Origin of the sequence: Allobosea rubneri (assembly GCF_032464875.1) — a bacterium.
Taxonomy (GTDB): Bacteria; Pseudomonadota; Alphaproteobacteria; order Rhizobiales; family Beijerinckiaceae; genus Allobosea; species Allobosea rubneri.
On sequence record NZ_JAWDID010000009.1, the window covers coordinates 1 to 20708 of the forward strand.

General features: G+C 67.4%; 17 protein-coding genes. 8 read left to right on the forward strand and 9 right to left on the reverse strand.

Going from position 1 to position 20708, the window contains the following annotated elements:
* Positions 1-71 precede the first annotated feature (71 nt).
* The 3 genes from RKE40_RS08035 to RKE40_RS08045 all read left to right on the forward strand — a co-directional run bounded on the left by RKE40_RS08035 (position 72) and on the right by RKE40_RS08045 (position 3128).
* Positions 72-821 carry an ABC transporter ATP-binding protein gene (locus tag RKE40_RS08035; RefSeq protein ID WP_316017714.1) on the forward strand — a complete coding sequence of 250 codons (750 nt, stop codon included), beginning with the start codon at positions 72-74 and terminating at the stop codon, positions 819-821.
* Complete coding sequence (locus RKE40_RS08040) at positions 818-2050, forward strand: ABC transporter permease (RefSeq protein ID WP_316017715.1); 1233 nt, start codon at positions 818-820, stop codon at positions 2048-2050. Before RKE40_RS08035 ends, RKE40_RS08040 begins: the two co-directional genes overlap by 4 nt.
* Before the next feature lie 109 nt (positions 2051-2159).
* Positions 2160-3128 carry a diguanylate cyclase domain-containing protein gene (locus RKE40_RS08045; RefSeq protein WP_316017716.1) on the forward strand — a complete coding sequence of 323 codons (969 nt, stop codon included), beginning with the start codon at positions 2160-2162 and terminating at the stop codon, positions 3126-3128.
* A 45-nt stretch (positions 3129-3173) separates the two neighbouring features.
* On the opposite strand, the gene RKE40_RS08050 is transcribed toward RKE40_RS08045, so the two are convergent.
* On the reverse strand, positions 3174-3740 hold the full coding sequence (locus RKE40_RS08050; RefSeq protein ID WP_316017717.1) for a manganese efflux pump MntP: 567 nt from the start codon (positions 3738-3740) through the stop codon (positions 3174-3176).
* A 458-nt stretch (positions 3741-4198) separates the two neighbouring features.
* Here RKE40_RS08050 and RKE40_RS08055 point away from each other — a divergent pair, with 458 nt between their 5' ends.
* Complete coding sequence (locus tag RKE40_RS08055) at positions 4199-4669, forward strand: VOC family protein (protein WP_316017718.1); 471 nt, start codon at positions 4199-4201, stop codon at positions 4667-4669.
* A gap of 189 nt (positions 4670-4858) precedes the next feature.
* On the opposite strand, the gene RKE40_RS08060 is transcribed toward RKE40_RS08055, so the two are convergent.
* Positions 4859-6058, reverse strand: coding sequence for an MFS transporter (locus RKE40_RS08060; RefSeq protein WP_316017719.1), 1200 nt, complete (start codon positions 6056-6058; stop codon positions 4859-4861).
* 117 nt (positions 6059-6175) lie between these two features.
* Here RKE40_RS08060 and RKE40_RS08065 point away from each other — a divergent pair, with 117 nt between their 5' ends.
* Positions 6176-7063, forward strand: a complete 888-nt coding sequence (locus RKE40_RS08065; RefSeq protein WP_316017720.1) for a LysR family transcriptional regulator — start codon at positions 6176-6178, stop codon at positions 7061-7063.
* Between the two features lie 34 nt (positions 7064-7097).
* Here the strand turns inward: RKE40_RS08065 and metH are convergent, their stop codons facing one another.
* From metH to RKE40_RS08085, 4 genes are all read right to left on the reverse strand, one after another.
* Entirely contained in the window at positions 7098-10850 is a 3753-nt protein-coding gene (metH, locus tag RKE40_RS08070; RefSeq protein WP_316017721.1) for a methionine synthase, read from the reverse strand.
* 141 nt (positions 10851-10991) lie between these two features.
* The gene (gene metF / locus RKE40_RS08075; RefSeq protein ID WP_316017722.1) at positions 10992-11903 is read right to left on the reverse strand and encodes a methylenetetrahydrofolate reductase [NAD(P)H]; all 912 of its coding nucleotides are present in this window, start codon (positions 11901-11903) and stop codon (positions 10992-10994) included.
* On the reverse strand, positions 11903-12916 hold the full coding sequence (locus tag RKE40_RS08080; protein WP_316017723.1) for an ArsR/SmtB family transcription factor: 1014 nt from the start codon (positions 12914-12916) through the stop codon (positions 11903-11905). The genes metF and RKE40_RS08080 overlap by 1 nt, the downstream gene beginning before the upstream one ends.
* Positions 12917-13165: 249 nt before the next feature.
* Positions 13166-14593: an aminotransferase-like domain-containing protein gene (locus tag RKE40_RS08085; protein ID WP_316017724.1), complete on the reverse strand. Its 1428-nt coding sequence runs from the start codon at positions 14591-14593 to the stop codon at positions 13166-13168.
* An 84-nt stretch (positions 14594-14677) separates the two neighbouring features.
* Here RKE40_RS08085 and RKE40_RS08090 point away from each other — a divergent pair, with 84 nt between their 5' ends.
* Complete coding sequence (locus tag RKE40_RS08090) at positions 14678-15541, forward strand: DMT family transporter (protein WP_316017725.1); 864 nt, start codon at positions 14678-14680, stop codon at positions 15539-15541.
* 14 nt (positions 15542-15555) lie between these two features.
* Here RKE40_RS08090 and RKE40_RS08095 read toward each other — a convergent pair whose 3' ends face one another.
* The 3 genes from RKE40_RS08095 to RKE40_RS08105 form a co-directional block, all read right to left on the reverse strand.
* Complete coding sequence (locus RKE40_RS08095; protein WP_316017726.1) at positions 15556-16155, reverse strand: MOSC domain-containing protein; 600 nt, start codon at positions 16153-16155, stop codon at positions 15556-15558.
* A gap of 48 nt (positions 16156-16203) precedes the next feature.
* Entirely contained in the window at positions 16204-16407 is a 204-nt protein-coding gene (locus tag RKE40_RS08100) for a cold-shock protein (protein ID WP_066472604.1), read from the reverse strand.
* Between the two features lie 135 nt (positions 16408-16542).
* Positions 16543-18741 carry a glycoside hydrolase family 3 N-terminal domain-containing protein gene (locus RKE40_RS08105; protein WP_316017727.1) on the reverse strand — a complete coding sequence of 733 codons (2199 nt, stop codon included), beginning with the start codon at positions 18739-18741 and terminating at the stop codon, positions 16543-16545.
* A gap of 118 nt (positions 18742-18859) precedes the next feature.
* On the opposite strand from RKE40_RS08105, the gene RKE40_RS08110 reads away from it, so the two are divergent.
* A complete protein-coding gene (locus RKE40_RS08110) occupies positions 18860-19486 on the forward strand; it encodes a YitT family protein (RefSeq protein ID WP_390893285.1) in 627 nt (208 codons plus the stop codon).
* Between the two features lie 69 nt (positions 19487-19555).
* A complete protein-coding gene (locus RKE40_RS08115) occupies positions 19556-20701 on the forward strand; it encodes an alpha-hydroxy acid oxidase (protein ID WP_316017729.1) in 1146 nt (381 codons plus the stop codon).
* Positions 20702-20708 lie beyond the last annotated feature (7 nt).

Here is a 20708-nt window from a genome sequence, read left to right on the forward strand (position 1 = left end):
GCCATCGCCGGCGCCTCAGAACAGCCGCGGTCCCGCCCCGCGCGGCCCGCGGCTGTTCTGAGGCGCCGGCGATGGCCCTGATCGAGGCACGCGCGCTCTCCCGGGTCTACGATCTCGATTCCGGCCGCGTCACCGCGCTCGACCGGGTCAACCTCGACATCGAGGCCGGCGATCTCGTCGCAGTGATGGGCCCCTCCGGCTCCGGCAAGTCGACCTTCATGAACCTGATCGGCTGCCTCGACCGGCCGACCGGCGGCCAGTACCGGCTCGACGGCGTCGAAGTCGAGACGCTTTCGGGCGACGGGCTCGCCGAACTGCGCAACCGCAAGCTTGGTTTCGTCTTCCAGCAGTTCAACCTGCTGCCGCGCGTCGATGCGTGCGCCAATGTCGAATTGCCGATGGTCTATGCCGGCGTCGACCGCAAGGCACGCCGCGAGCGGGCGCTCGCCGCGCTCGGCCGGGTCGGCCTCGCCGAGCGCGCCCATCACCGGCCGATGCAGCTTTCCGGCGGTCAGCAGCAGCGGGTTGCCATCGCCCGCGCCCTCGTCAACCAGCCGCGCCTGCTGCTCGCCGACGAGCCGACCGGCGCGCTCGACAGCCGCACTGCGCTGGAAATCCTCGCCCTCTTCCAGGACCTCAATCGCGAGGGTGTCACCGTCGTGCTCGTCACGCACGACGCCGAGGTCGCCCGCCACGCCCGCCGGGTCGTACGCTTCCGCGACGGTCATGTCATCGCCGACAACCGCCAGGAACCGGCCGATGCGCGGGCCGCGCTTGCCGAGCACGACACGGCCGCCCCCTTGCCGGAGGCCGCCGAATGAGCCTGCTGGAAGCCATTCGCTCCGCCCTCTCCGCCATCGGCGCCAATGCGCTGCGCTCGGCGCTGACCATGCTCGGCATCATCATCGGCGTCGCCGCGGTGATCGCCATGGTCGCGATCGGTTCGGGGGCGCGCGAACGCGTCGACAGCCAGATCAAGTCGCTCGGCGCCAATCTTGCCATCATCCAGTCGGGCAACGTCACCCAGGGCGGCGTCCGGCTCGGTGCCGGCGCCTCCTCGACCCTGACCGACGAGGATGCCCGCGCCGTCGTCAACGAGGTCGAGGACGTCGTCGCCGCCGCACCGGTGATCACCACCCGCGCCCAGGCGGTCTATGCCGGGACCAACTGGTCGACGATGATCACCGCGACCGATCTCGATTTCTTCACCGCCCGCGAATGGGGCCTCGCTGAGGGCCGGCTGTTCGAGCCTGAGGAGATTCGCCGGGGCGAGATCGTCGCCATCATCGGCCAGACCGTGGCGCGCAACCTGTTCGGCGACTCCGATCCGCTCGACCAGATGTTCCGCATCCGCAACGTGCCCTTCAAGGTCATCGGCGTGATGGCCGCGAAGGGTCAGTCGGCGCTTGGGCAAGATCAGGACGACGTCATCTTCGTGCCGCTCGACACCGGCCGGCGCCGCATCGTCGGCCGCAACTATGCCCGCGACCGCTCTGTGCAGACCATCATGGTCAAGTTCGCCAGCGAGCCGGCGATCAACCCCGGCATCGAGCAGACCCGCGCCTTGCTGCGCCAGCGCCATCGCCTCACCGAGGACCAGGATGACGACTTCATCGTCCGCAACCTGACCGAGATCGCCAACACCGCGACCGCCGCCGCAAGCACCCTCTCCTGGCTGCTCGCCGCCGTCGCCGGCGTCTCGCTGCTGGTCGGCGGCATCGGCATCATGAACATCATGCTGGTCTCGGTGACCGAGCGCACCCGCGAGATCGGCCTCAGGCTCGCCGTCGGCGCCCGCCAGCGCGACGTGCTCTCGCAGTTCCTGATCGAGGCGACGACGCTCGCCACCATCGGCGGCGCCGTCGGCATCGCCCTCGGCGTCGGCGCCGCGACGGCGATCGCCCGCTTCGCCGGCTGGCCCTTCGTGATCTCGGTGGAGACCATCCTGATCGCGGTCGGGGTCTCCGGGCTGATCGGCGTCTTCTTCGGCTTCTACCCGGCACGGCAGGCGGCACGGCTGGACCCGATCGAGGCGCTCAGGCGGGAATAGTCCACGCCAGGGGGGCGAGTCAGGCAAGCGTTAACCATTTTCGCCTAGCTTGGTCGCACATCGCCCCCAGAAGCAGCGCCCTGCCGCGGCGATGCATGCGAGAAAGTCGTTGAACCGCGATCAGCTCTCCGACGGCCAGGCAAGGCGCCTCTACGATCAGGCTACCCTGTTGGCGCGGCTCGGTGCCTGGGAATGCGACCTCAGGACGACGCAGCTCTGCTGGACCGACGGTGTCTACGACCTGTTCGGCCTGCCACGCGGCTCGACGCTGCACCGGCCTTCGACCGTCGACCTCTATCACAACGAGTCCCGCGCCGAGATGGAGCGCCTGCGTGGCCGGCTGATCACCAGCGGCCAGAGCTTCGTCATGGATGCCCGGATTCGCTCGGCCGCGGGAGCCGAGCGCTGGATGCGCCTCTCCGCCTCCATCACGCACGAGCATGGTCGCCCCGTCCGTATCCACGGCGCCAAGCAGGACATCACCAGCGAGAAGGACATGTGGCAGGGGCTGCGCCGGCTCGCCTACAGCGATCCGCTGACCGGCCTCGCCAACCGCCGCGCCTTCGAAATGCAGCTCTCCGACCTGCGTCGCAGTCTCGGCGACGGCTGCGCGCTCGGCCTCCTCGCCATCGTCGATCTCGACAACCTGAAGCCGATCAACGACCGCTTCGGCCATGCCGCCGGCGACGAATGCCTGCGGCAACTGGCGATGCGGCTGGAAACCTCGCTAAGCGATGCCGCGATCGTTGCCCGAATCGGCGGTGACGAGTTCGCCCTGCTGCTCTGCTCGGCAGGTGGTCGTCCCTATCTGCTCCACCGCCTGGAGGAGGCGCAGAAGGCGCTGGCGCGTCCGGTCACCTGGCACAAAAACACGATCGAAATCAGCGCCTCGATCGGCGCGACCCTGCTGCAGCCCGGCCTGCTGCACGATCCGGAACGGCGCTTCGCCGAGGCTGACGCCGCCCTCTACATCGCCAAGACGGCGGGCCGGAACTGCCTGCGCCTCTACGGCGCCCCCGTGCGGGATGCGAAGGCAGCGATGCAGGCGGCCGGCGCTGACGTGCTGCGGGTGGTTTGAGGCCGAGGACCCGGCACGGATCCCCGGTGTCCGGAAGTTACGGCGTCAGCCCTCGAGCAGGTGGCTGAACAGGATCGAAAGCCCAAGGCAGACGAGCGCCATGCCTCCGACACGCTCGGCCCACCGGCCGAATGTGGCGCCGATCAGGTTGCCGGCCATCATGCCGCCGGTCGACATCAGGAATGTCGCAAAGCCGATCGCCAGTGCGACGACCAGAATGTTCACGTCGAGGAAGGCCAGGGAAACGCCGACCGCCATGGCGTCGATGCTGGTGCCGATCGCCGTCGCCATCAGCGCCCAGAGCGAGTTGTCCTGAGCCGAGGCGGAGCGCTCCTCGGCAGGCTTCAGCGAATCCAGGACCATGCGCCCGCCGACGATGCCGAGCAGGATGAATGCGATCCAGTGGTCGATGGCCGCCACATACTGGCTCGCCGCCAGGCCCGCCGCCCAGCCGATCAGCGGAGTGATCGCCTCGACGACTCCGAAGATCGCACCGGTGCGGAGTGCCTCGGCGAAACGCGGCCGGCGCGATGCGGCGCCACGCCCGATGGAAGCGAGCAGGGCGTCGACGGACATGCCGACGGCGAGAACGGCTATGGAAACGGGTGACATGACTTTCTCTTGCGCGGACGAAGGACCGGACGGATTTCGGGCCTTGTCCGCAAGGCACACCGCCACGGTCTCGCTTGGCCGAGTTCACTCGGCTGGTCGCACCACGCAGTCCTCGCCGCGAGCGTGTTGATGCGACCGCGCGCCTCTGCGCGCCGCTACTCCCCGTCCCGCCAGGAGCTAAAGAACAGACCAAAAAATGTCAATTGATTAATGTTATCAATATGTTGTCATTGAGACGCATTTGCAATAACGGCAATAGCGCCGCGTGCCGACACCCATCGGCGGGCATTCCGGCGCGCCATGGCGAACTCCGCGCTTCATCCCCCGAAGCACCGAGGGGTGCCCGCCGGAGAAGGCCATTTCGAAAAACGGCTGCGTCCTGTCGGAACCTTCCGCTCTCGACCGTCCTTGGACTGAGGGGCCAGTATCGGCCTGACGTCACAGGAAGGAGGCCGGCGATGAAAGTCACCCAGAATCTCTGGTTCGAGAAGGACATGGAAGCAGCGATCAGCCTCTATACCTCGCTCATTCCGAACTCGGCGCGCGAATGGGCCAGCGCCCTGCCGGCGGACTCGCCCAGCGGGCCGGCCGAGAGCGTCAAGATCGCCACCTTCACCATTGGCGGCCAGCGCTACCAGGCCTTCGAGGCGGCACGCTCCGACAGCTTCAACCACACCTTCTCGATCGTCGTCGAATGCGAGACGCAGGCCGAGATCGACCGTCTCTGGGACGCGCTCGGCGCGGGCGGCATGATCGAGCAGTGCGGCTGGCTTCGGGATCGCTGGGGGCTGTCCTGGCAGATCGTGCCGAAGCGGCTGATCGAACTGGTCCGCGATCCCGACCGCGCCAAGGCGAAACGCGTCGCAGAGGCGATGCTGAAGATGGTCAAGCTCGACATCGCCGGCCTGGAAGCCGCGGCCAGGGGTTGAAGCCTTCGCGCACGCAGCGGTGTTCTATGACTAAACCCGATGACCGGCGGCCTGCGCCGGGCAGGAGGGCTTTTCCATGCTGATGCAGCCCTGCTTCGGCCGAGGCCCACCCGCATCACCCGAAGCAGGAACCAGGCTGAGCCGCATCGGGGTATCCTCCGACTAGGCACAGCCTGCTCAGCAGCGGAACTAGCGGACCTTGGCAGCGCGGAAGCCATCGCTTCTTGCGCCCCATGCGACCGCGAATGTCGCGATCAGAAGCGCCGCCAGCACCCACGGGAACGGTGTGACTCCAAACCCGCTCAGCAATAGGCCGCCGAGTATGCCGCCGCCGGCGATGGCGAGATTCCAGGTCGTCACCAGCATCGACTGGGCGACATCGGCCGCGCGGCCCGCCGCCTTGGCGGAAGCGGTCTGGAACAGCGTCCCGGCCCCGCCGAAGGCCAGTCCCCAGACGGCGACCGCGCCATAGATCACGCCAGGCATGGTACCCGCGATTCCGAGGGCCAATGCGGAAAGGCCGAACAACGCGACGCTCGCCAGAACCAGCTCGCGCAACCAGCGATCGATCAGGGCGCCGGTGATCCAGATGCCGAGCAGCGAGGCCAGGCCGAAGACCAGCAGCACGACATCGGTCCGCTCCTTGATGCCGGCCGGCTCCAGGAACGGCGCGATATAGGTGTAGAGCGTGTTGTGGGCGAGCACATAGGCGAAGACCACGAACAGGACAGGCCGTACGCCCGGCAGCGTGAACACCGCCTTCAGCCCGAATTCCTGCCCCCGCTTCTGGCCGGGATAATCGGGCACGCTGGCCAGAACCCAGACGACAAGGAGCACCGTCAGCCCGCTCATCGCGCCGAAGGTCCAGCGCCAGCCCACAAGGGTGCCGAGGAAGGTGCCCACCGGAATGCCGAGCGAGAGGGCGAGCGGCGCTCCGACCATGGCGATCGCGATCGCGCGCCCCTGCAGATGCTCGGGCACCATGCGCGCGGCATAGCCGGCCGCCAGCGCCCAGAGCAGCCCGGCGCTCATGCCGGCGACGAAACGGGCGGCCAGCGTGATGGCGTAGCTGTCGGAGATCGCCGTCACCGTGTTGACGACGGCAAAACCGGCGATGGCGAGCAGCAACAGCGTGCGCCGCCGCCAGCTCTGCGTGGCGATCGTCAAGGGAATGGCTGAGACGAGCGAGCCGACCGCATAGGCGGTGATGAGCTGGCCGATCAGCGCCTCGGATTGTCCAAGGCTCTCAGCCATTTGCGGGAGCAACCCCGATGGCAGGATTTCGGTGAGGAGCGTGATGAAGGCCGCCATGGCGAGCGCCAGCAAGCCCCCCAGGGGCAGCCTCGCCTCGCTCGTGCCGGCCGATATCGTGTTCGTCGCTGATGTCATGGCTGTAGCGCCTTCGAAGATGGTTCGGCGCTTGAGGTAGCTGGTTTCCAATGAGCGAAAAACAGGACACAACTCACGACTCTTTGGACATTCTCGTCATGACTGGGTGACCGCCGCATGGATAGTCTCGGAGCGCTATTCGCCTTTGTGCATGCGGCAGAAGCCGATGGGTTCACCGAGGCCGGCCGCAAGCTCGGCATCTCAGCCTCGGCCGTCAGCAAGGCGGTGGCGCGCCTGGAGGAGCGGCTCGGCGCAAGGCTGTTCCACCGCTCGACCCGCAGCGTCACGCTGACGCCGGAGGGCGCGATGTTCCTCGAACGCTGCCGCCGCATTCTCTGCGAATACGAAGCCGCCGAGCTCGAATTGTCGCGCAGCCGGGCGACGCCGCAGGGCAAGCTGCGCGTCAGCCTGCCGTCGATGAGCATGATCCCGATGGCCAAGCTCGCGGCCTTCAAACGGCGCCACCCCGAGATCGAACTCGAACTCGATGCCACTGACCGGGTTGTAGACGTCATCGGCGAGGGTTTCGACGTGGTGCTCCGCACCGGCGAGCACGCCGATTCCCGGCTGATGACCCGCACGCTCGGCCATTTCAGCCAGGCGCTGGTCGGCTCACCCGACTATTTCCGCAGGATGGGCAAGCCGGAGACGCCGGAAGATCTCGCCCGGCACGCCTGCCTCGTCTACCGCTTCGCCAACACCGGCAAGCTCCACCAATGGCCCTTGTCCAGGCAGGGCGAGCCCGCGCAGGTCGAGATCCAGCCCAGCGTGGTGACGAACGCGCTCGAAGCGCAGATCGGCCTCGCCGAAAGCGGGCTCGGCATCGCCTGCGTTCCCGATCTATCCGTCGCCGAGCACCTGCAGCGCGGCTCGCTCGTCCGCATTCTCGAAAGCTATGTCGAGGCGCAGACCAAGCTCAGCGTGATGTGGCCCGCCAGCCGCTACGCCTCGCCGAAACTGCGGGCCTTCGTCGATTTCGCCGCCGAGGAGTTCCTGGCCCCATGACAGCGCCTCGCCGCACGCGCAGCGAGGCGGCTGATCACTCCGCTGCCTCAAGCGTATAGGCGCTTGTGTCGTAGTTCAGGATCGGCGCCAGCCAGCGCTCGACTTCGCGAATGTCCATGCCCTTGCGCGCCGCATAGTCCTCGACCTGGTCACGCTCGACCTTGGCGACGCCGAAGTAATAAGCGTCCGGGTGCGAGAGATAGAGTCCGGAGACCGAGGAACCCGGCCACATCGCATAGCTCTCGGTCAGCTTGACGCCGACCCGGCGCTCGGCCTGGAGAAGCTCGAACAGCGTCGCCTTCTCGGTATGGTCGGGCTGGGCAGGATAGCCCGGCGCCGGGCGGATGCCCTGGTATTCCTCGCGGATCAGATCCTCGTTCGAGTAGTTCTCGTCCGGCGCATAGGCCCAGAACTCGGTCCGGACACGCTGGTGCATGCGCTCCGCGAAGGCCTCGGCGATGCGGTCGGCCAGCGCCTTGACCATGATCGAGCGATAATCATCGTTGTCGCGGGCGAAGCGCTCGGAGATGCGCTCCTCTTCCGCGCCCGAGGTCACCACGAAGGCGCCGATATAGTCGGGCGAACCGCCCTCCGGCGCGACGAAGTCCGAGACGCACATGTTGGGCTTGCCGTCGCGCTTGGAAAGCTGCTGGCGCAGGCCGTGGAAGGTCGCGAGCTTCTCCTGCCGGCTCTCGCCGGTATAGAGGCGGATATCGTCGCCGACGGCGTTGGCCGGCCAGAAGCCGATCACCGCCTTCGGATTGAACCAGCGCTCCTCGACGACGCGCTTCAGCATCGCCTGCGCATCGTCCCAGAGCGCGCGCGCCGCCTCGCCCTGCTTCTCGTCTTCGAGGATCGCAGGGTATCGGCCCTTCAGCTCCCAGGTCTGGAAGAACGGCGTCCAGTCGATCAGCGGCACGAGCTCGGCGAGATCGTAGCTGCGGAAGACGCGCGTGCCGAGGAAGGTCGGCTTCGGCGGCTGGTAGCCGGCCCAGTTCGGCTTGAAGGCGTTGGCGCGCGCCTTGGTGAGCGGCAGGCGCTGCTTCTCGGCCTCGGAGCGGCGATGGGCGGCGGCGACCTTCTCGTATTCGGCCTGGAGGCCCTCGACGTAAGGCCCCTTCTGCTCCTGCGAGAGCAGGCTGGAGACGACGCCGACCGCGCGCGAGGCGTCGGTGACGTAGACCGCCTGGCCCTGGTTGTAGGCAGGGTGGATCTTCACCGCCGTATGGACGCGACTCGTCGTCGCCCCGCCGATCAGGAGCGGGATGTCGAAGCCTTCGCGCTCCATCTCGGCGGCGACTGTGACCATCTCGTCGAGCGAGGGCGTGATCAGCCCCGACAGGCCGATGATGTCGACCTTCTCCTTGCGCGCGGTGTCGAGGATCTTCTGCGTCGGCACCATCACGCCGAGGTCGATGACCTCGTAATTGTTGCACTGGAGCACGACGCCGACGATGTTCTTGCCGATGTCGTGGACGTCGCCCTTCACCGTCGCCATCAGCACCTTGCCGGCGGCCGAACGCTCGGCACCGCCATTGAGGCGCTTCTCCTCTTCCATGTACGGCATGAGATAGGCGACGGCCTGCTTCATCACGCGGGCCGACTTCACCACCTGCGGCAGGAACATCTTGCCGGCGCCGAACAGGTCGCCGACCACGTTCATGCCGGCCATCAGCGGCCCTTCGATGACATGCAGCGGCTTTTCGGCCTGCGCCCTCGCCTCTTCGGTATCGCGGTCGATGAACTCGGTGATGCCGTTGACCAGCGCGTGCTCGAGCCGCTTGTGCACATCGGCCTCGCGCCAGGCGAGGTCCTTGCCCGAGACCGCCGCCGAGCCATCGCCCTTGAAGCGCGGCGCCGCTTCGAGCAGCCGCTCGGTGGAATCCTTGCGGCGGTTGAGGACAACGTCCTCGCAGAGCTCGCGCAGTTCCGGGTCGAGGTCATCGTAGCTGCCGAGCTGGCCGGCATTCACGATGCCCATGTCCATGCCGACCTTGATGCAATGGTACAGGAAGACCGAGTGCATCGCCTCGCGGACCTTCTCATTGCCGCGGAACGAGAAGGACAGGTTCGAGACGCCGCCGGAGATATGCGCATGCGGCAGCGTCTCGCGGATCGTGCGGGTCGCGTTGATGAAGTCGTTGCCGTAGTTGTCGTGTTCCTCGATGCCGGTCGCCACCGCGAAGATGTTGGGGTCGAAGATGATGTCCTCGGGCGGGAAGCCCGCGACCTCGGTCAAGAGCTTGTAGGCGCGTGTGCAGATCTCGATCTTGCGCTCATAGGTGTCGGCCTGGCCGGTCTCGTCGAAGGCCATCACGACGACGGCCGCGCCGTATTGCCGGCAGATACGGGCGTGCTCGAGGAAAGCCTCCTCGCCCTCCTTCATCGAAATCGAATTGACGATCGGCTTGCCCTGGATCGTCTTCAGGCCGGCTTCGATCACATGGAACTTCGACGAGTCGACCATGATCGGCACGCGGGAGATGTCCGGCTCCGAGGCGATCAGGTTGCAGAACTCGGTCATCGCCTTCTCGGAATCGAGCAGGCCCTCGTCCATGTTGATGTCGATGACCTGCGCGCCATTGGCGACCTGTTCGCGCGCGACGTCGAGTGCGGCGGCATAATCGCCGGCCGTGACCAGCTTGCGGAACTTGGCCGAGCCGGTGACGTTGGTGCGCTCGCCGACGTTTACGAACGGAATAGTCTCGTCGAGCGTGAACGGCTCGAGACCGGCGAGCCTGAGATAGGGCTTGGGTTCCGGTACGGCGCGCGGCGCCTTCCCGGCAACCGCCTCTGCAATGGCACGGATATGATCGGGCGTCGTGCCGCAGCAGCCGCCGACCATGTTGACGAAGCCGGCATCGGCGAACTCGGCCAGCATCTTGGCGGTCGCTTCCGGCCGCTCGTCATAGAGGCCGAACTCGTTGGGCAGGCCGGCATTGGGATAGGCGCAGACCAGGGTGCCGGCGACGCGCGACATGTCCTTGATATGGGCGCGCATCTCGCGGGCGCCGAGGGCGCAGTTGAGGCCGATCGTCAGCGGGTCGGCATGGCGCACCGCATTCCAGAAGGCCTCGACCGTCTGGCCCGAGAGCGTGCGGCCGGAGAGGTCGGTGATCGTGCCGGAGATCATCACCGGCAGCTTCGAGCCCTTCTCGCGGAAGACCTCCTGGATCGCGACGATCGCCGCCTTGGCGTTGAGCGTGTCGAAGATCGTCTCGATCAGCAGCAATTCGGAGCCGCCATCGATCAGGCCGCGCACCTGCTCGGCGTAGGAATCGCGCACCTGGTCGAAGGTGACCGCCCGGAAGCCGGGATTGTTGACGTCCGGCGAGATCGAGAGGGTGCGGTTGGTCGGGCCGATCGCGCCGGCGACGAAGCGGCGACGACCGTCCTCCTTGCGGGCGATCTCGGCGGCCTCGCGGGCGATGCGGGCGCATTCGACGTTGAGCTCGTAGACGATCGCTTCCATGCCGTAATCGGCCTGGGCGATCGAGGTGCCGGAGAAGGTGTTGGTCTCGACGATGTCGGCACCGGCCCGGTAATAGGCGAGATGGATGTCGCGCAGTGCCTCGGGCAGCGTCAGCGCGATCAGGTCGTTATTGCCCTTGAGGTCGTGGTTCCAGCCCTTGAAGCGCTCGCCGCGGAAATCGGCCTCGGAGAGCTTCAGGTTCTGGATCTGCGTGCCCATTGCGCCGTCGAGCACGAGGATGCGCTCGGAAGCGGCCTGGCGCAGCGCGCGCTCGATCTCGGCGCCGTCGGCGGGAGTGGGCTTGTAGTCGGACATCGGGAACGCTTTCGTCTCGGTTCTTTGCGGCGCTCGTAGCGCCCTTCCCGTCATTGCGAGGAGCGTAGCGACGAAGCAATCCAGGGGAAAATGGAACTCTGCCGCTCCTGGATTGCTTCGCTTACGCTCGCAATGACGACGTCACTCCGCCGCGACCTGCTGCGCTTGCGCCTTCTCCGGCTTCAGCCCGACGAGATGGCAGATCGCATAGACGAGGTCGGCCTTGTTCATCGTGTAGAAATGCAGGTCCGAGACGCCGCGGTCGATCAGGTCGAGCACCTGCTCGGCGCAGACGGCGGCGGCGACCAGTCGGCGCGTCGCCGGATCGTCCTCCAGCCCCTCAAAGCGATCGGCCAGCCATTGCGGCACGCTCGCCCCGGTTTTGCGGGCAAAGCCGGCGGTCTGCTTGAAGTTCTGCACGGGAACGATGCCCGGCAGGATCGGGATCTCGATGCCGCGCGCGCGGACCTTGTCGAGATAGCGGAAATAAACGTCGTTATCGAAGAAGAACTGGCTGATGGCCCGGGTCGCGCCGGCATCGACCTTCTTCTTCAACGCGTCGATATCGGCGTCGAGCGAGACAGCCTCGGGATGCTTCTCCGGATAGGCCGAGACCGTGACCTCGAAATCGCCGGCCTTGCGAATGCCGGCGACGAGGTCCGAGGTCTGGTGATAGCCCTGCGGATGCGGCTCGTAGACCGTGCCGAGCCCGCCGGCCGGATCGCCACGGAGCGCCACGATATGGCGCACGCCGGCCGCCCAATAGGCGCGGATGACCTCGTCGACCTCGCCACACGAGGCGGAGACGCAGGTCAGATGCGCCGCCGGCTTCAGGCTGGTCTCGTCGACCATGCGCTTGACCGTGTTGTGGGTGCGCTCGCGGGTCGAGCCACCGGCGCCATAGGTCACCGAGACGAAGGCAGGTCCGAGCGGCTCCAGACGGCGCACGTTCTCCCAGAGGCTGACCTCCATCTCCTCGTTCTTCGGCGGGAAGAACTCGAAGGAGACGCGCGGACGGCGCGAACCATGCCGGCTGGGGCGGAAAGCGTTCATCACGCAACCTCACGATCGAACTGACGAAGGGGGAAATCGCCCTGGAGGCGCCGGTCGCGGCCGCGCCAGAGCATGACGCCGAGCTGGCCGCTTCCGCCGTCGGCGGCCGTGATCTCCTCGGCGAGATCGCATTCCAGGCCGGCCTCGGCGAACCAGCCGAGAATCTCGTCCTTCTCGAAGCCGAGCCGGCGATGAGCGTGCTCGGTGCGCAGGAATTCCATTTCGTGCGGCGCGAAGTCGACCAGGATCAGCCGCCCGCCCGGAGCAAGAAGCGCCGCCGCCTCGCGCAAGGCACGGGCCGGATCGTCGAGGAAATGCAGCACTTGGTGCACGATCACCAGGTCGAAGGAACCGCGCGCGAAGGGCAGCGCGTAGATATCGCCCTGCCGGAGCTCGACCCGCGACAAACCCGCCTTCTCAAGGTTGGCCCGCGCCACCGCCAGCATGGCGTGGCTGGCATCGACGCCGACCGCGCGCGCCGCCTTCGGCGCCAGCCGCTCCAGCATGCGCCCGGTGCCGGTGCCGAGATCGAGTAGGGCCTGCAGCGGCTGATCGCCGACCGCGGCCTCGACCGCAGCCTCGACCGCGGCATCGGAGACGTGCAGCGAACGCAGTTGGTCCCATTCGCGCGCGACATTGGCGAAATAGGATTGGGCGGCGGCGGAACGGGTCGCGCGCACCGCCGCGAGCCGCTCCCGATCGGCGGCGAGAACCGGATCGGCCGAATCGAGGTCGCGGGCGAGCGACAATGCCAGCGCGCCACCCGGCGTCGCATCGTCAAGCCGGAAGAAGGCGAAGGCCCCCTCGCGCGAGCGCCGCAGCAGGCCGGCCTCGGCCATCAGCTTGAGGTGCCGCGAAATGCGCGGCTGCGACTGGCCGAGAATATCTGTGAGATCGGAGACCGAGAGCTCACCTTCCGCCAGCAGCGCCAGGATTCGCAAACGCGTTTCCTCGCCCGCCGCACGCAGCGAGGCCAGCAGGGTCGGCAGCGAATGGTGGAAGCGGCGGGTCACCGGCGAGCGCCTCGAAAATCTGTAAAAGATATAAAGATATCTTTATGTCAGAAACGGGAATGATGCAAGCCTGCAGTGTCCTATATTCCAGTCGATACAGACGGATCAAACAAACGCGCACCCCTCTGAGATTGGGTAGAGGCACGGCAAGGGACCACCGCTGATTGCCAGGGCAAAGCAGCGCCGTCGCGATTCTGCTGGCGAGCGCGGGCCCTCATTCCCGTCCTCACCGCCCCCTGCCCTTGATTGCTATCGCACGCCCGCCCGCATCGTCGCGCGCAGCACGCTGAGAATCCTGGGATCGGCGGCCTGCGCCACGTTGAAGCGCATGAAATGCCGCGCCGTCTGCGACAGGCTGAAGGCGTTGCCGGGCGCGAGCACGACCCCTTTGGCGAGCGCCTGCCGAGCGATCTCCCCCGCATCGAGCTCGCCCGGCAGCCGGCACCAGAGGAACAAGCCGCCGCGCGGCGTCAGCCAGGGCTCGATGCCGAGCGCAGCCAGTCGGCCGGTCGTCTCCGCCATGGCGCGGGCAAGCCGCTGGCGCAGCCCCTCGACATGCCGGCGATAGCTGCCGTCCTTGAGGAGGTCGAGCACCAGCTCGGCCGCGAGCCGCCCGCCGCCGAAGGAGAGCGCGACCTTGAGATCGGTCAGCCCCTCGATCCAGTCGCGCCGCGCAGCTATGTAGCCGCAGCGCACCGAAGCCGACAGCGTCTTCGAGAAGCTGCCGATCTGGATCACCCGCTCCAGCCCGTCGAGCCCGGCGAGGCGCGGCGCGGATTCCGGCTCGAGATCGCCGAAGATGTCATCCTCGACAATGGTCAGGCCCGCCTGCTCGGCGAGCTTGAGCAGGCGGTGCGCGGTCGCCGCCGACAGCGTCGCGCCCGTCGGATTGTGGAGGGCCGAATTGGTGATGTAGAGCCGCGGCCGGTGCTCGGTCAGCGCCTGCGCGAACAGAGCGAGATCGGGCCCCGACGGCGTGTAGGGCACGCTGACGATGCGAGCGCGATGGGCGCGCAGCAATGCCTGGAAATTGAAGTAGCAGGGATCGTCGACCAGCACGGTATCGCCGGGCTCGAGCAGGAACCGGCAGACGAGGTCGATCGCCTGCGTGCCGGACTCCGCCAGGACGATCTGGTCGGGCGAGGCCTCGACACCGCGCTCGGCGAGGCGATTGGCGAGAAGCCGACGCAGCGCAGGCAGGCCCAGCGGCGTGCCGTACTCGGCCAGCGTCGCCGCATCGGCCCGGCCGAGCCGGCGCAACGCTCGGCGGATCGAAGCCTCCGGCATCCAGTCGGGCGGCAGCCAGCCACAACCCGGCCGCAAAGCCCCCTCGCCCGCATCGAGCGATTGCCGGGAGATCCAGAGCGGATCGACAGCCCGGTCGAGCTTCGGGGCGACGTCGGCAAGCGAGAGTGGCGGCAGGCGCCGGACATAGAAGCCGGAGCCGCGCCTCGCCTGGATAGCCCCCTCGGCAGCGAGCCGCTCATAGGCTTCGACCACCGTCGATTTCGACACGCCCATGCTCTCGGCGAGCCCACGGATCGAAGGGAGCTTGGCGCCGGGCGCCAAGGTCCGGCCGGCGATGCGCTGCCGGATCGTCGCCATGACGCGCCCGACGAGCGTGTCGTCGGCGCCAGGCAGCTCGGCTGCTTCCTTAACCTGTACTGCTTCCAGCATCAGGACAGTTTGCCCGAACTGTATTGGACTGTCTCTGGAAATCTGTGACCTCTCGCGACATGCAGACGAGCCGCAGGAGGCATCATGGACAAGACTGCGAACGGCTTGCTCAACGGCTTCATCGGCGTCCTCATCTTCAGCGGCTCGCTGCCGGCGACGCGCGTCGCCGTGGCCGATTTCGACCCGATCTTCCTGACGGTGGCGCGCGCCGCCATCGCCGGACTGTTGGGACTCGTGCTCCTGCTCGCGCTCAGGCAGAAGCGACCGGAGCCCGCGGACCTTCTGCCGCTCGCCGTGGTCGCGCTCTGCGTCGTCGTCGGCTTCCCGCTACTTACTGCGCTCGCCCTCCAGCACGTCACCTCCGCCCATTCGATCGTCTTCGTCGGCCTGCTACCGCTCGCGACCGCGATCTTCGGGGTGCTCCGCGGCGGCGAACGTCCGCGCCCGGCCTTCTGGGTCTTCGCCGGCCTCGGCAGCCTGTGCGTGGTCGGCTTCGCCTGGACGCAAGGCTTCGCCGCTTCCCCGGTCGGTGATCTGCTGATGCTCGCCGCGATCGTCGCCTGCGGCCTCGGTTATGCCGAGGGCGCCCGCCTCTCGCGCCATCTCGGCGGCTGGCAGGTGATCTCCTGGGCCCTGGTCCTGTCCCTGCCGATCATGGCCGGTCTGACGCTGCTGACGCTGCCGGCCTCGTTCGCCCAGGCGGGCACCCCGGCCTGGCTCGGGCTCGCCTATGTCTCGCTGTTCAGCATGCTGATCGGCTTCGTCTTCTGGTATCGCGGCCTCGTCCAGGGCGGCATCGCCGCGGTCGGGCAATTGCAATTGCTGCAGCCCTTCTTCGGGCTGTCGCTGGCGGCTTTGCTGCTCGGCGAAACCGTCGGCTGGCAGATGGTGGCGACCTCCATCGCGGTGGTGGCCTGCGTCGCCGGCGCAAGGCGCTTTGCGCGGTAGGCCGGGCCGACGGCTCAGCCCTGCATCGGCTTCAGCACGACCACGGCATCGCCGGGCGCGATCCGTCCCGGCAGATCGACCGACAGCACGACTCCGCGCAAGCGCGCCGCCGCCTTGACGAAGGAAAATTCGAGCTCCGGCCGACCGGTGGCCGCCGCGATAGCTCGCCCTGACAGCCGACACGGAGAATTGTAGGCCTCGACGCGCAGGACGGCCTTGCCGTCGAAGCGGCCCCTGCCGCCCCAAGCACCGCCGATCGCGAGCCGACTGCCCGGCGCGATCTGCGAGAAGCCCGGCAATCCCTCGACCGCGAGGTTGCCGCCGATCCATTGCGGCAGCAGCGCCTCGATCGCGAGCGAAGCGGCGATCTCGGCGAGTTCGTCCGGACACAGCGCCGAGAGCTGCCGATCGTTGCGCAGCACGGTTCCTCGCGGCAGCCAGGGCTCGCGCGCGCCGGCACGACGCGTCGCACCGTGATGACGGTCGCCTGGAATACCGTGATGATCGAGATCGAGATGATCGGCGGGCGACGTGACGAAACCAGCGTCGGAGCGATCCGGCCGCGCGGCCTGCAGCACCGCGACGAGCCTTCCACTAGCGAGCACAGCCGTCATTGCGGCCGGGCCGGCGGTGGCCTCGCCGTTCTCATGCGTTCGGCCGGCTCAGATCAGCTTGAGCGAGCCGGCAGCTGTCTTGCCCCGTTCGGTCTTGAGCTCGAACGAGACCTTCTGTCCTTCCGTCAGCGTCAGCATCCCCGCTTCCTTGACGGCAGTGACGTGCACGAAGACGTCCTTGCCGCCATCAGCGGGCTGAATGAAGCCAAAGCCTTTCTCGGTATTGAACCACTTCACGGTTCCGGTCGCCATCGCCGCATCCTTTGGAGCATTCATGGTCTCGCGACGCGCCTTGGAGACTAGTTCTCCAGGAGCCGCGCCAGTCGAGGATTGACCGAAAACGAAATCTTGTCGAGATCAAAGCATTGGCAATTAAAGCGGACCTCTTCAGGGTTTCGTGATCTCGAATTGCGTCTTCGCCTGCGCCAGCGACGACCCGCCGAGATAGACCTCGACCATGCCGGGATCGAGCTGGTAGCGGCCGGCATCGTCATGGGCGCCCAGCGCTCGCGCCTCCAGCTTGAAACGCACAGTCTTCGTCTCGCCGGCCTTCACGAAGACTTTGTCGAAACCCTTGAGTTGGCGCAGCGGCCGTGACCGCTCGGCAACCGGCTGGCGGACATAGAGCTGAACGACCTCCTGGCCGTCGCGCTCGCTTTGGTTGGTCACGTCGATGCTGATCTCGGCGGCGCCATTCATCGCCACCTTCTCGCGCGAGACGCGCGGGTTGGCATAGGCGAAGCGGCTATAGGAGAGGCCGAAGCCGAACGGGTAGAGGGCCTCATTGGCCTCGTCCATGAAGATCGATTCATAGCGCTGGCGGATCTTCTGCGGCCGGCCGGTCGGCAACTGGTCGTAATAGACCGGGATCTGCCCGACCGAGCGCGGGAAGCTCATCGGCACCCGCCCTGCCGGATTGGCCTTGCCGGCCAGGACCTCGGCGATGGCGGCGCGCCCGTCGGTGCCGCCATGAAAGGTCTGGACGATCGCCGCGACGTGCTTGTCGGCCCAGGTGAGGACCAGCGGCCGCCCCGTCGCCAGCACCAGCACCACCGGCTTGCCCGTCTCGACCAGCGCCTCAAGCAGCTCCTGCTGCACGCCCGGCAGGCCGAGATCGGTGCGCGAGGCGCCCTCGCCCATGAACTCGCAATCCTCGCCGAGCATGGCGACGACGAGGTCGGCGGCGGCGGCGGCCTTCACGGCCGCGTCCTTGTCCTTGAATTCGGTGCCGCAGTTCTTGGTGAAGGCCGGCTCGTAGGTGACGGCGACATCCGAAGGCAGCTGCTCGCGCAGCGCGTCCGGCAGCGGTTGCACGAGGCGGCGGCCGAGACCGGCCGGATCGGTCCAGACCCGCTCATCCTCCGGCACCGCCATGGCGCCGATCACCGCGACCGACTTCACCGAAGGCGCGATCGGCAACGTCGCCTTGTCGTTCCTGAGCAGGATGACGCCCTCGCGCGCCGCCTGGCGGGCAACCTTGCGGGCTTCTTCCGTCTGCATGAGGGAAGGCGCGGCGGCGACGTCGACGTCGGGACGCTCGAACAGGCCGAGATGATACTTGACCCGCAGCACGCGCCGCACCGCTTCGTCGAGGGCCTTCACCGGCACGCGACCAGCCTTCACCTCATTGGCGAGGTGCTTGTGGAAGACGTCGCCCATCATGTCCATGTCGATGCCGGCGAGCAGCGCCTTGCGCGCCGCCTCGGCGTCGTCCTTGGCGATGCCGTGCAGGCGCAGTTCGGTGATCGAGCCGAAATCCGAGGTGACGAAGCCGCGAAAGCCCCATTTGCCGCGCAGGAGATCGGTCAGCATGCCGCGATGGGCCGTCGCCGGCATGCCATTCAGCGCGTTGAAGGCCGCCATCGCGGTCATCGCACCGGCCTCGAAGGCGGCCTTGAAGGGCGGCAGATGCAGGTCGTGGAGCTGGCTCAGCGGGATCCAGGTCGAGTTATAGTCGCGCCCGGCCTCGCCGGCGCCATAACCGACGAAATGCTTGACGCTCGCCGCGACGCCGCCACGCTGATAACCGCGGGTCCGCGCTGCCGCGACGACGCTCGCGAGATGAACATCCTCGCCCGCGCCTTCCAGTACGCGGCCCCAGCGCGGATCGCGCGACATGTCGACCATCGGCGCGAAGGTCCAGTTGATGCCGGCGGCGCTCGCCTCGCGCCCGGTCCAATAGGCCGCCTGCTCGATCAGTTGCGGGTTCCAGCTTGCCGCCTGGCCGAGCGGCAGCGGAAAGTAGGTCGAGAAGCCGTGGACGGCGTCGAGCCCGATGATCAGCGGGATCTTCAGCCGCGACTGGCGCACTGCCTCCTGGACCTGCCGGACCTCCTGCGGGACGACGAAGTTCATCACCGCGCCCATCCGGCCGGCCTTGACCTGGCTGATGTCGAAGCCCTCGCCGCGGCCGGAGAGATGGAGCTGTCCGACCTTCTCCTCCAGCGTCATCCTGCCGATCAGCGCATCGACCTTGCGCTCGATCGCGGCGGCCTCGGGGCCGGTTTTCCAGCCGACCCCCTGCTGGGCGAAAGCGATGGTGGCGAAGCCGCAGGTCAGGAGTGCAGCGAAGAGCCGCAGAATCATGTCGAAGCCTTGTGCTTGCTCGGAAGGTCGGGCGCCCGGTACAGGATCGGCGCGGATGGCTCAACCATTGCTTCGCCGCCCGGCCATGAATGGAAGCTGAAGCGCGGCGCGTCGACGGATGACACAGATGACGATCGGCACGGGCGCGACCAACCGGCACCGCCTCTATGAAGACGCGCTGGCGATGCTGCTCGGCGCGATGCTGGTCAGCCTCGGCGTCGTGCTCTACGCCAAGGCGACGCTGGTGACCGGCGGTCTCGCCGGCCTCGCGCTCCTGGTCGAAGCGGCCGGTGGCCCCTCCTTCTCCGCCGGCTTTTTCCTCCTGAACCTGCCCTTCTACTGGCTTGCCCTGCAGCGCCTCGGCCGCGGCTACACGCTGCGCACCTTCCTCGCCGTCGCACTGGTGTCGGGACTGAGCTGGGCGACGCCGCAGCTGATCCGGATCGAGCAGATAGATCCGTTCTATGCCGCGATCGCCGGCGGCTCGCTGATGGGCATCGGCATGCTCGTGCTGTTCCGGCACCGCACCGGGCTCGGCGGCGTCAATGTGCTCGCCGCCTATCTGCAGGAGCGGCACGGCCTGCGTGCCGGCTGGGTCCAGCTCGGCATCGATGCCGCGATCCTCGCCGCCGCCGCCTTCGTGCTGCCATTCGACAAGGTGGCGCTGTCGCTGGTCGGCGCCGTCGCGCTCAATCTCAACCTCGCGATCAACCACAAGCCGGGCCGCTATCTCGGCGTGACATGACGCAGGCGTTGCCTCCCGCGACATTCCATGCGACCGAGCGCAGCGACGACAATGCGGGACGAGGCGACCATGGCCCAGCTCTTGACCATCGAGGATCTGCGCATCCAGGCGAAGCGCCGCGTGCCGCGCATGTTCTACGACTATGCCGATTCAGGCGCCTGGACCGAAGGCACCTATCGCGCCAACGAGACCGATTTCGCCCCGATCAAGCTGCGCCAGCGCGTCGCGGTCGACATGACCAACCGCACGCTCGCCTCGACCATGGTCGGCCAGAACGTCTCGATGCCGGTCGCGCTCGCGCCGACCGGCCTCACCGGCATGCAGCATGCCGATGGCGAAATCCTCGCCGCCCGCGCAGCCGCCAAGGCCGGCGTGCCCTTCACGCTCTCGACCATGAGCATCTGCTCGATCGAGGACGTCGCCGAGAACAGCCCGGCTCCCTTCTGGTTCCAGCTCTATGTGATGAAGGACCGCGACTTCATCGGCCGGCTTATCGACCGCGCCAAGGCGGCCGGCTGCTCGGCCCTGATGCTGACGCTCGACCTCCAGATCCTCGGCCAGCGCCACAAGGACATCCGCAACGGCCTCTCCGCCCCGCCGAAGCCGACGCTCGCCAACATGATCAACCTCGCGATGAAGCCGCGCTGGTGCATGGGCATGCTCGGCACCAAGCGCCGGACCTTCGGCAACATCGTCGGCCATGCCAAGGGTGTCGGCGACCTCTCCTCGCTCTCGTCCTGGACCGCCGAGCAGTTCGACCCGGCGCTGAGCTGGGACGACGTCAAGTGGATCAAGGATCGCTGGGGCGGCAAGCTGATCCTCAAGGGCATCCTCGACGCCGAGGATGCCGAACTCGCGGCCCAGAGCGGCGCCGATGCGCTGATCGTCTCCAACCATGGCGGACGCCAGCTCGACGGCGCGGCCTCCTCGATCGCCGCTCTGCCCGGCATCGTCGAGCAGGTCGGCGGCCGCATGGAAGTCTGGATGGATGGCGGCATCCGCTCCGGCCAGGACGTGATCAAGGCCGTGGCGCTGGGCGCCCGCGGCGTGCTGATCGGCCGCGCCTTCCTCTACGGCCTCGGCGCGATGGGCGAGGAAGGCGTGACCCGCTGCCTCGACATCATCCGCAAGGAACTCGACATCACCATGGCCCTCTGCGGTCTCCGCGACATCCAGGACGTCGACGGCCGCATCCTGGTGAAGGGCAAGGCCTGAGCGCCTC

Bases quoted from the DNA above. Each gene is read 5' to 3' on its own strand.
- RKE40_RS08065 (WP_316017720.1), top strand. From the start codon at position 6,176: ATGGATAGTCTCGGAGCGCTATTCGCCTTTGTGCATGCGGCAGAAGCC.
- RKE40_RS08090 (WP_316017725.1), top strand. From the start codon at position 14,678: ATGGACAAGACTGCGAACGGCTTGCTCAACGGCTTCATCGGCGTCCTC.
- RKE40_RS08040 (WP_316017715.1), top strand. From the start codon at position 818: ATGAGCCTGCTGGAAGCCATTCGCTCCGCCCTCTCCGCCATCGGCGCC.
- RKE40_RS08110 (WP_390893285.1), top strand. From the start codon at position 18,860: ATGACACAGATGACGATCGGCACGGGCGCGACCAACCGGCACCGCCTC.
- RKE40_RS08100 (WP_066472604.1), bottom strand. From the start codon at position 16,407: ATGGCGACCGGAACCGTGAAGTGGTTCAATACCGAGAAAGGCTTTGGC.
- RKE40_RS08095 (WP_316017726.1), bottom strand. From the start codon at position 16,155: ATGACGGCTGTGCTCGCTAGTGGAAGGCTCGTCGCGGTGCTGCAGGCC.
- RKE40_RS08115 (WP_316017729.1), top strand. From the start codon at position 19,556: ATGGCCCAGCTCTTGACCATCGAGGATCTGCGCATCCAGGCGAAGCGC.
- RKE40_RS08050 (WP_316017717.1), bottom strand. From the start codon at position 3,740: ATGTCACCCGTTTCCATAGCCGTTCTCGCCGTCGGCATGTCCGTCGAC.
- metH (WP_316017721.1), bottom strand. From the start codon at position 10,850: ATGTCCGACTACAAGCCCACTCCCGCCGACGGCGCCGAGATCGAGCGC.
- RKE40_RS08055 (WP_316017718.1), top strand. From the start codon at position 4,199: ATGAAAGTCACCCAGAATCTCTGGTTCGAGAAGGACATGGAAGCAGCG.
- RKE40_RS08035 (WP_316017714.1), top strand. From the start codon at position 72: ATGGCCCTGATCGAGGCACGCGCGCTCTCCCGGGTCTACGATCTCGAT.
- RKE40_RS08085 (WP_316017724.1), bottom strand. From the start codon at position 14,593: ATGCTGGAAGCAGTACAGGTTAAGGAAGCAGCCGAGCTGCCTGGCGCC.
- RKE40_RS08105 (WP_316017727.1), bottom strand. From the start codon at position 18,741: ATGATTCTGCGGCTCTTCGCTGCACTCCTGACCTGCGGCTTCGCCACC.
- RKE40_RS08060 (WP_316017719.1), bottom strand. From the start codon at position 6,058: ATGACATCAGCGACGAACACGATATCGGCCGGCACGAGCGAGGCGAGG.
- metF (WP_316017722.1), bottom strand. From the start codon at position 11,903: ATGAACGCTTTCCGCCCCAGCCGGCATGGTTCGCGCCGTCCGCGCGTC.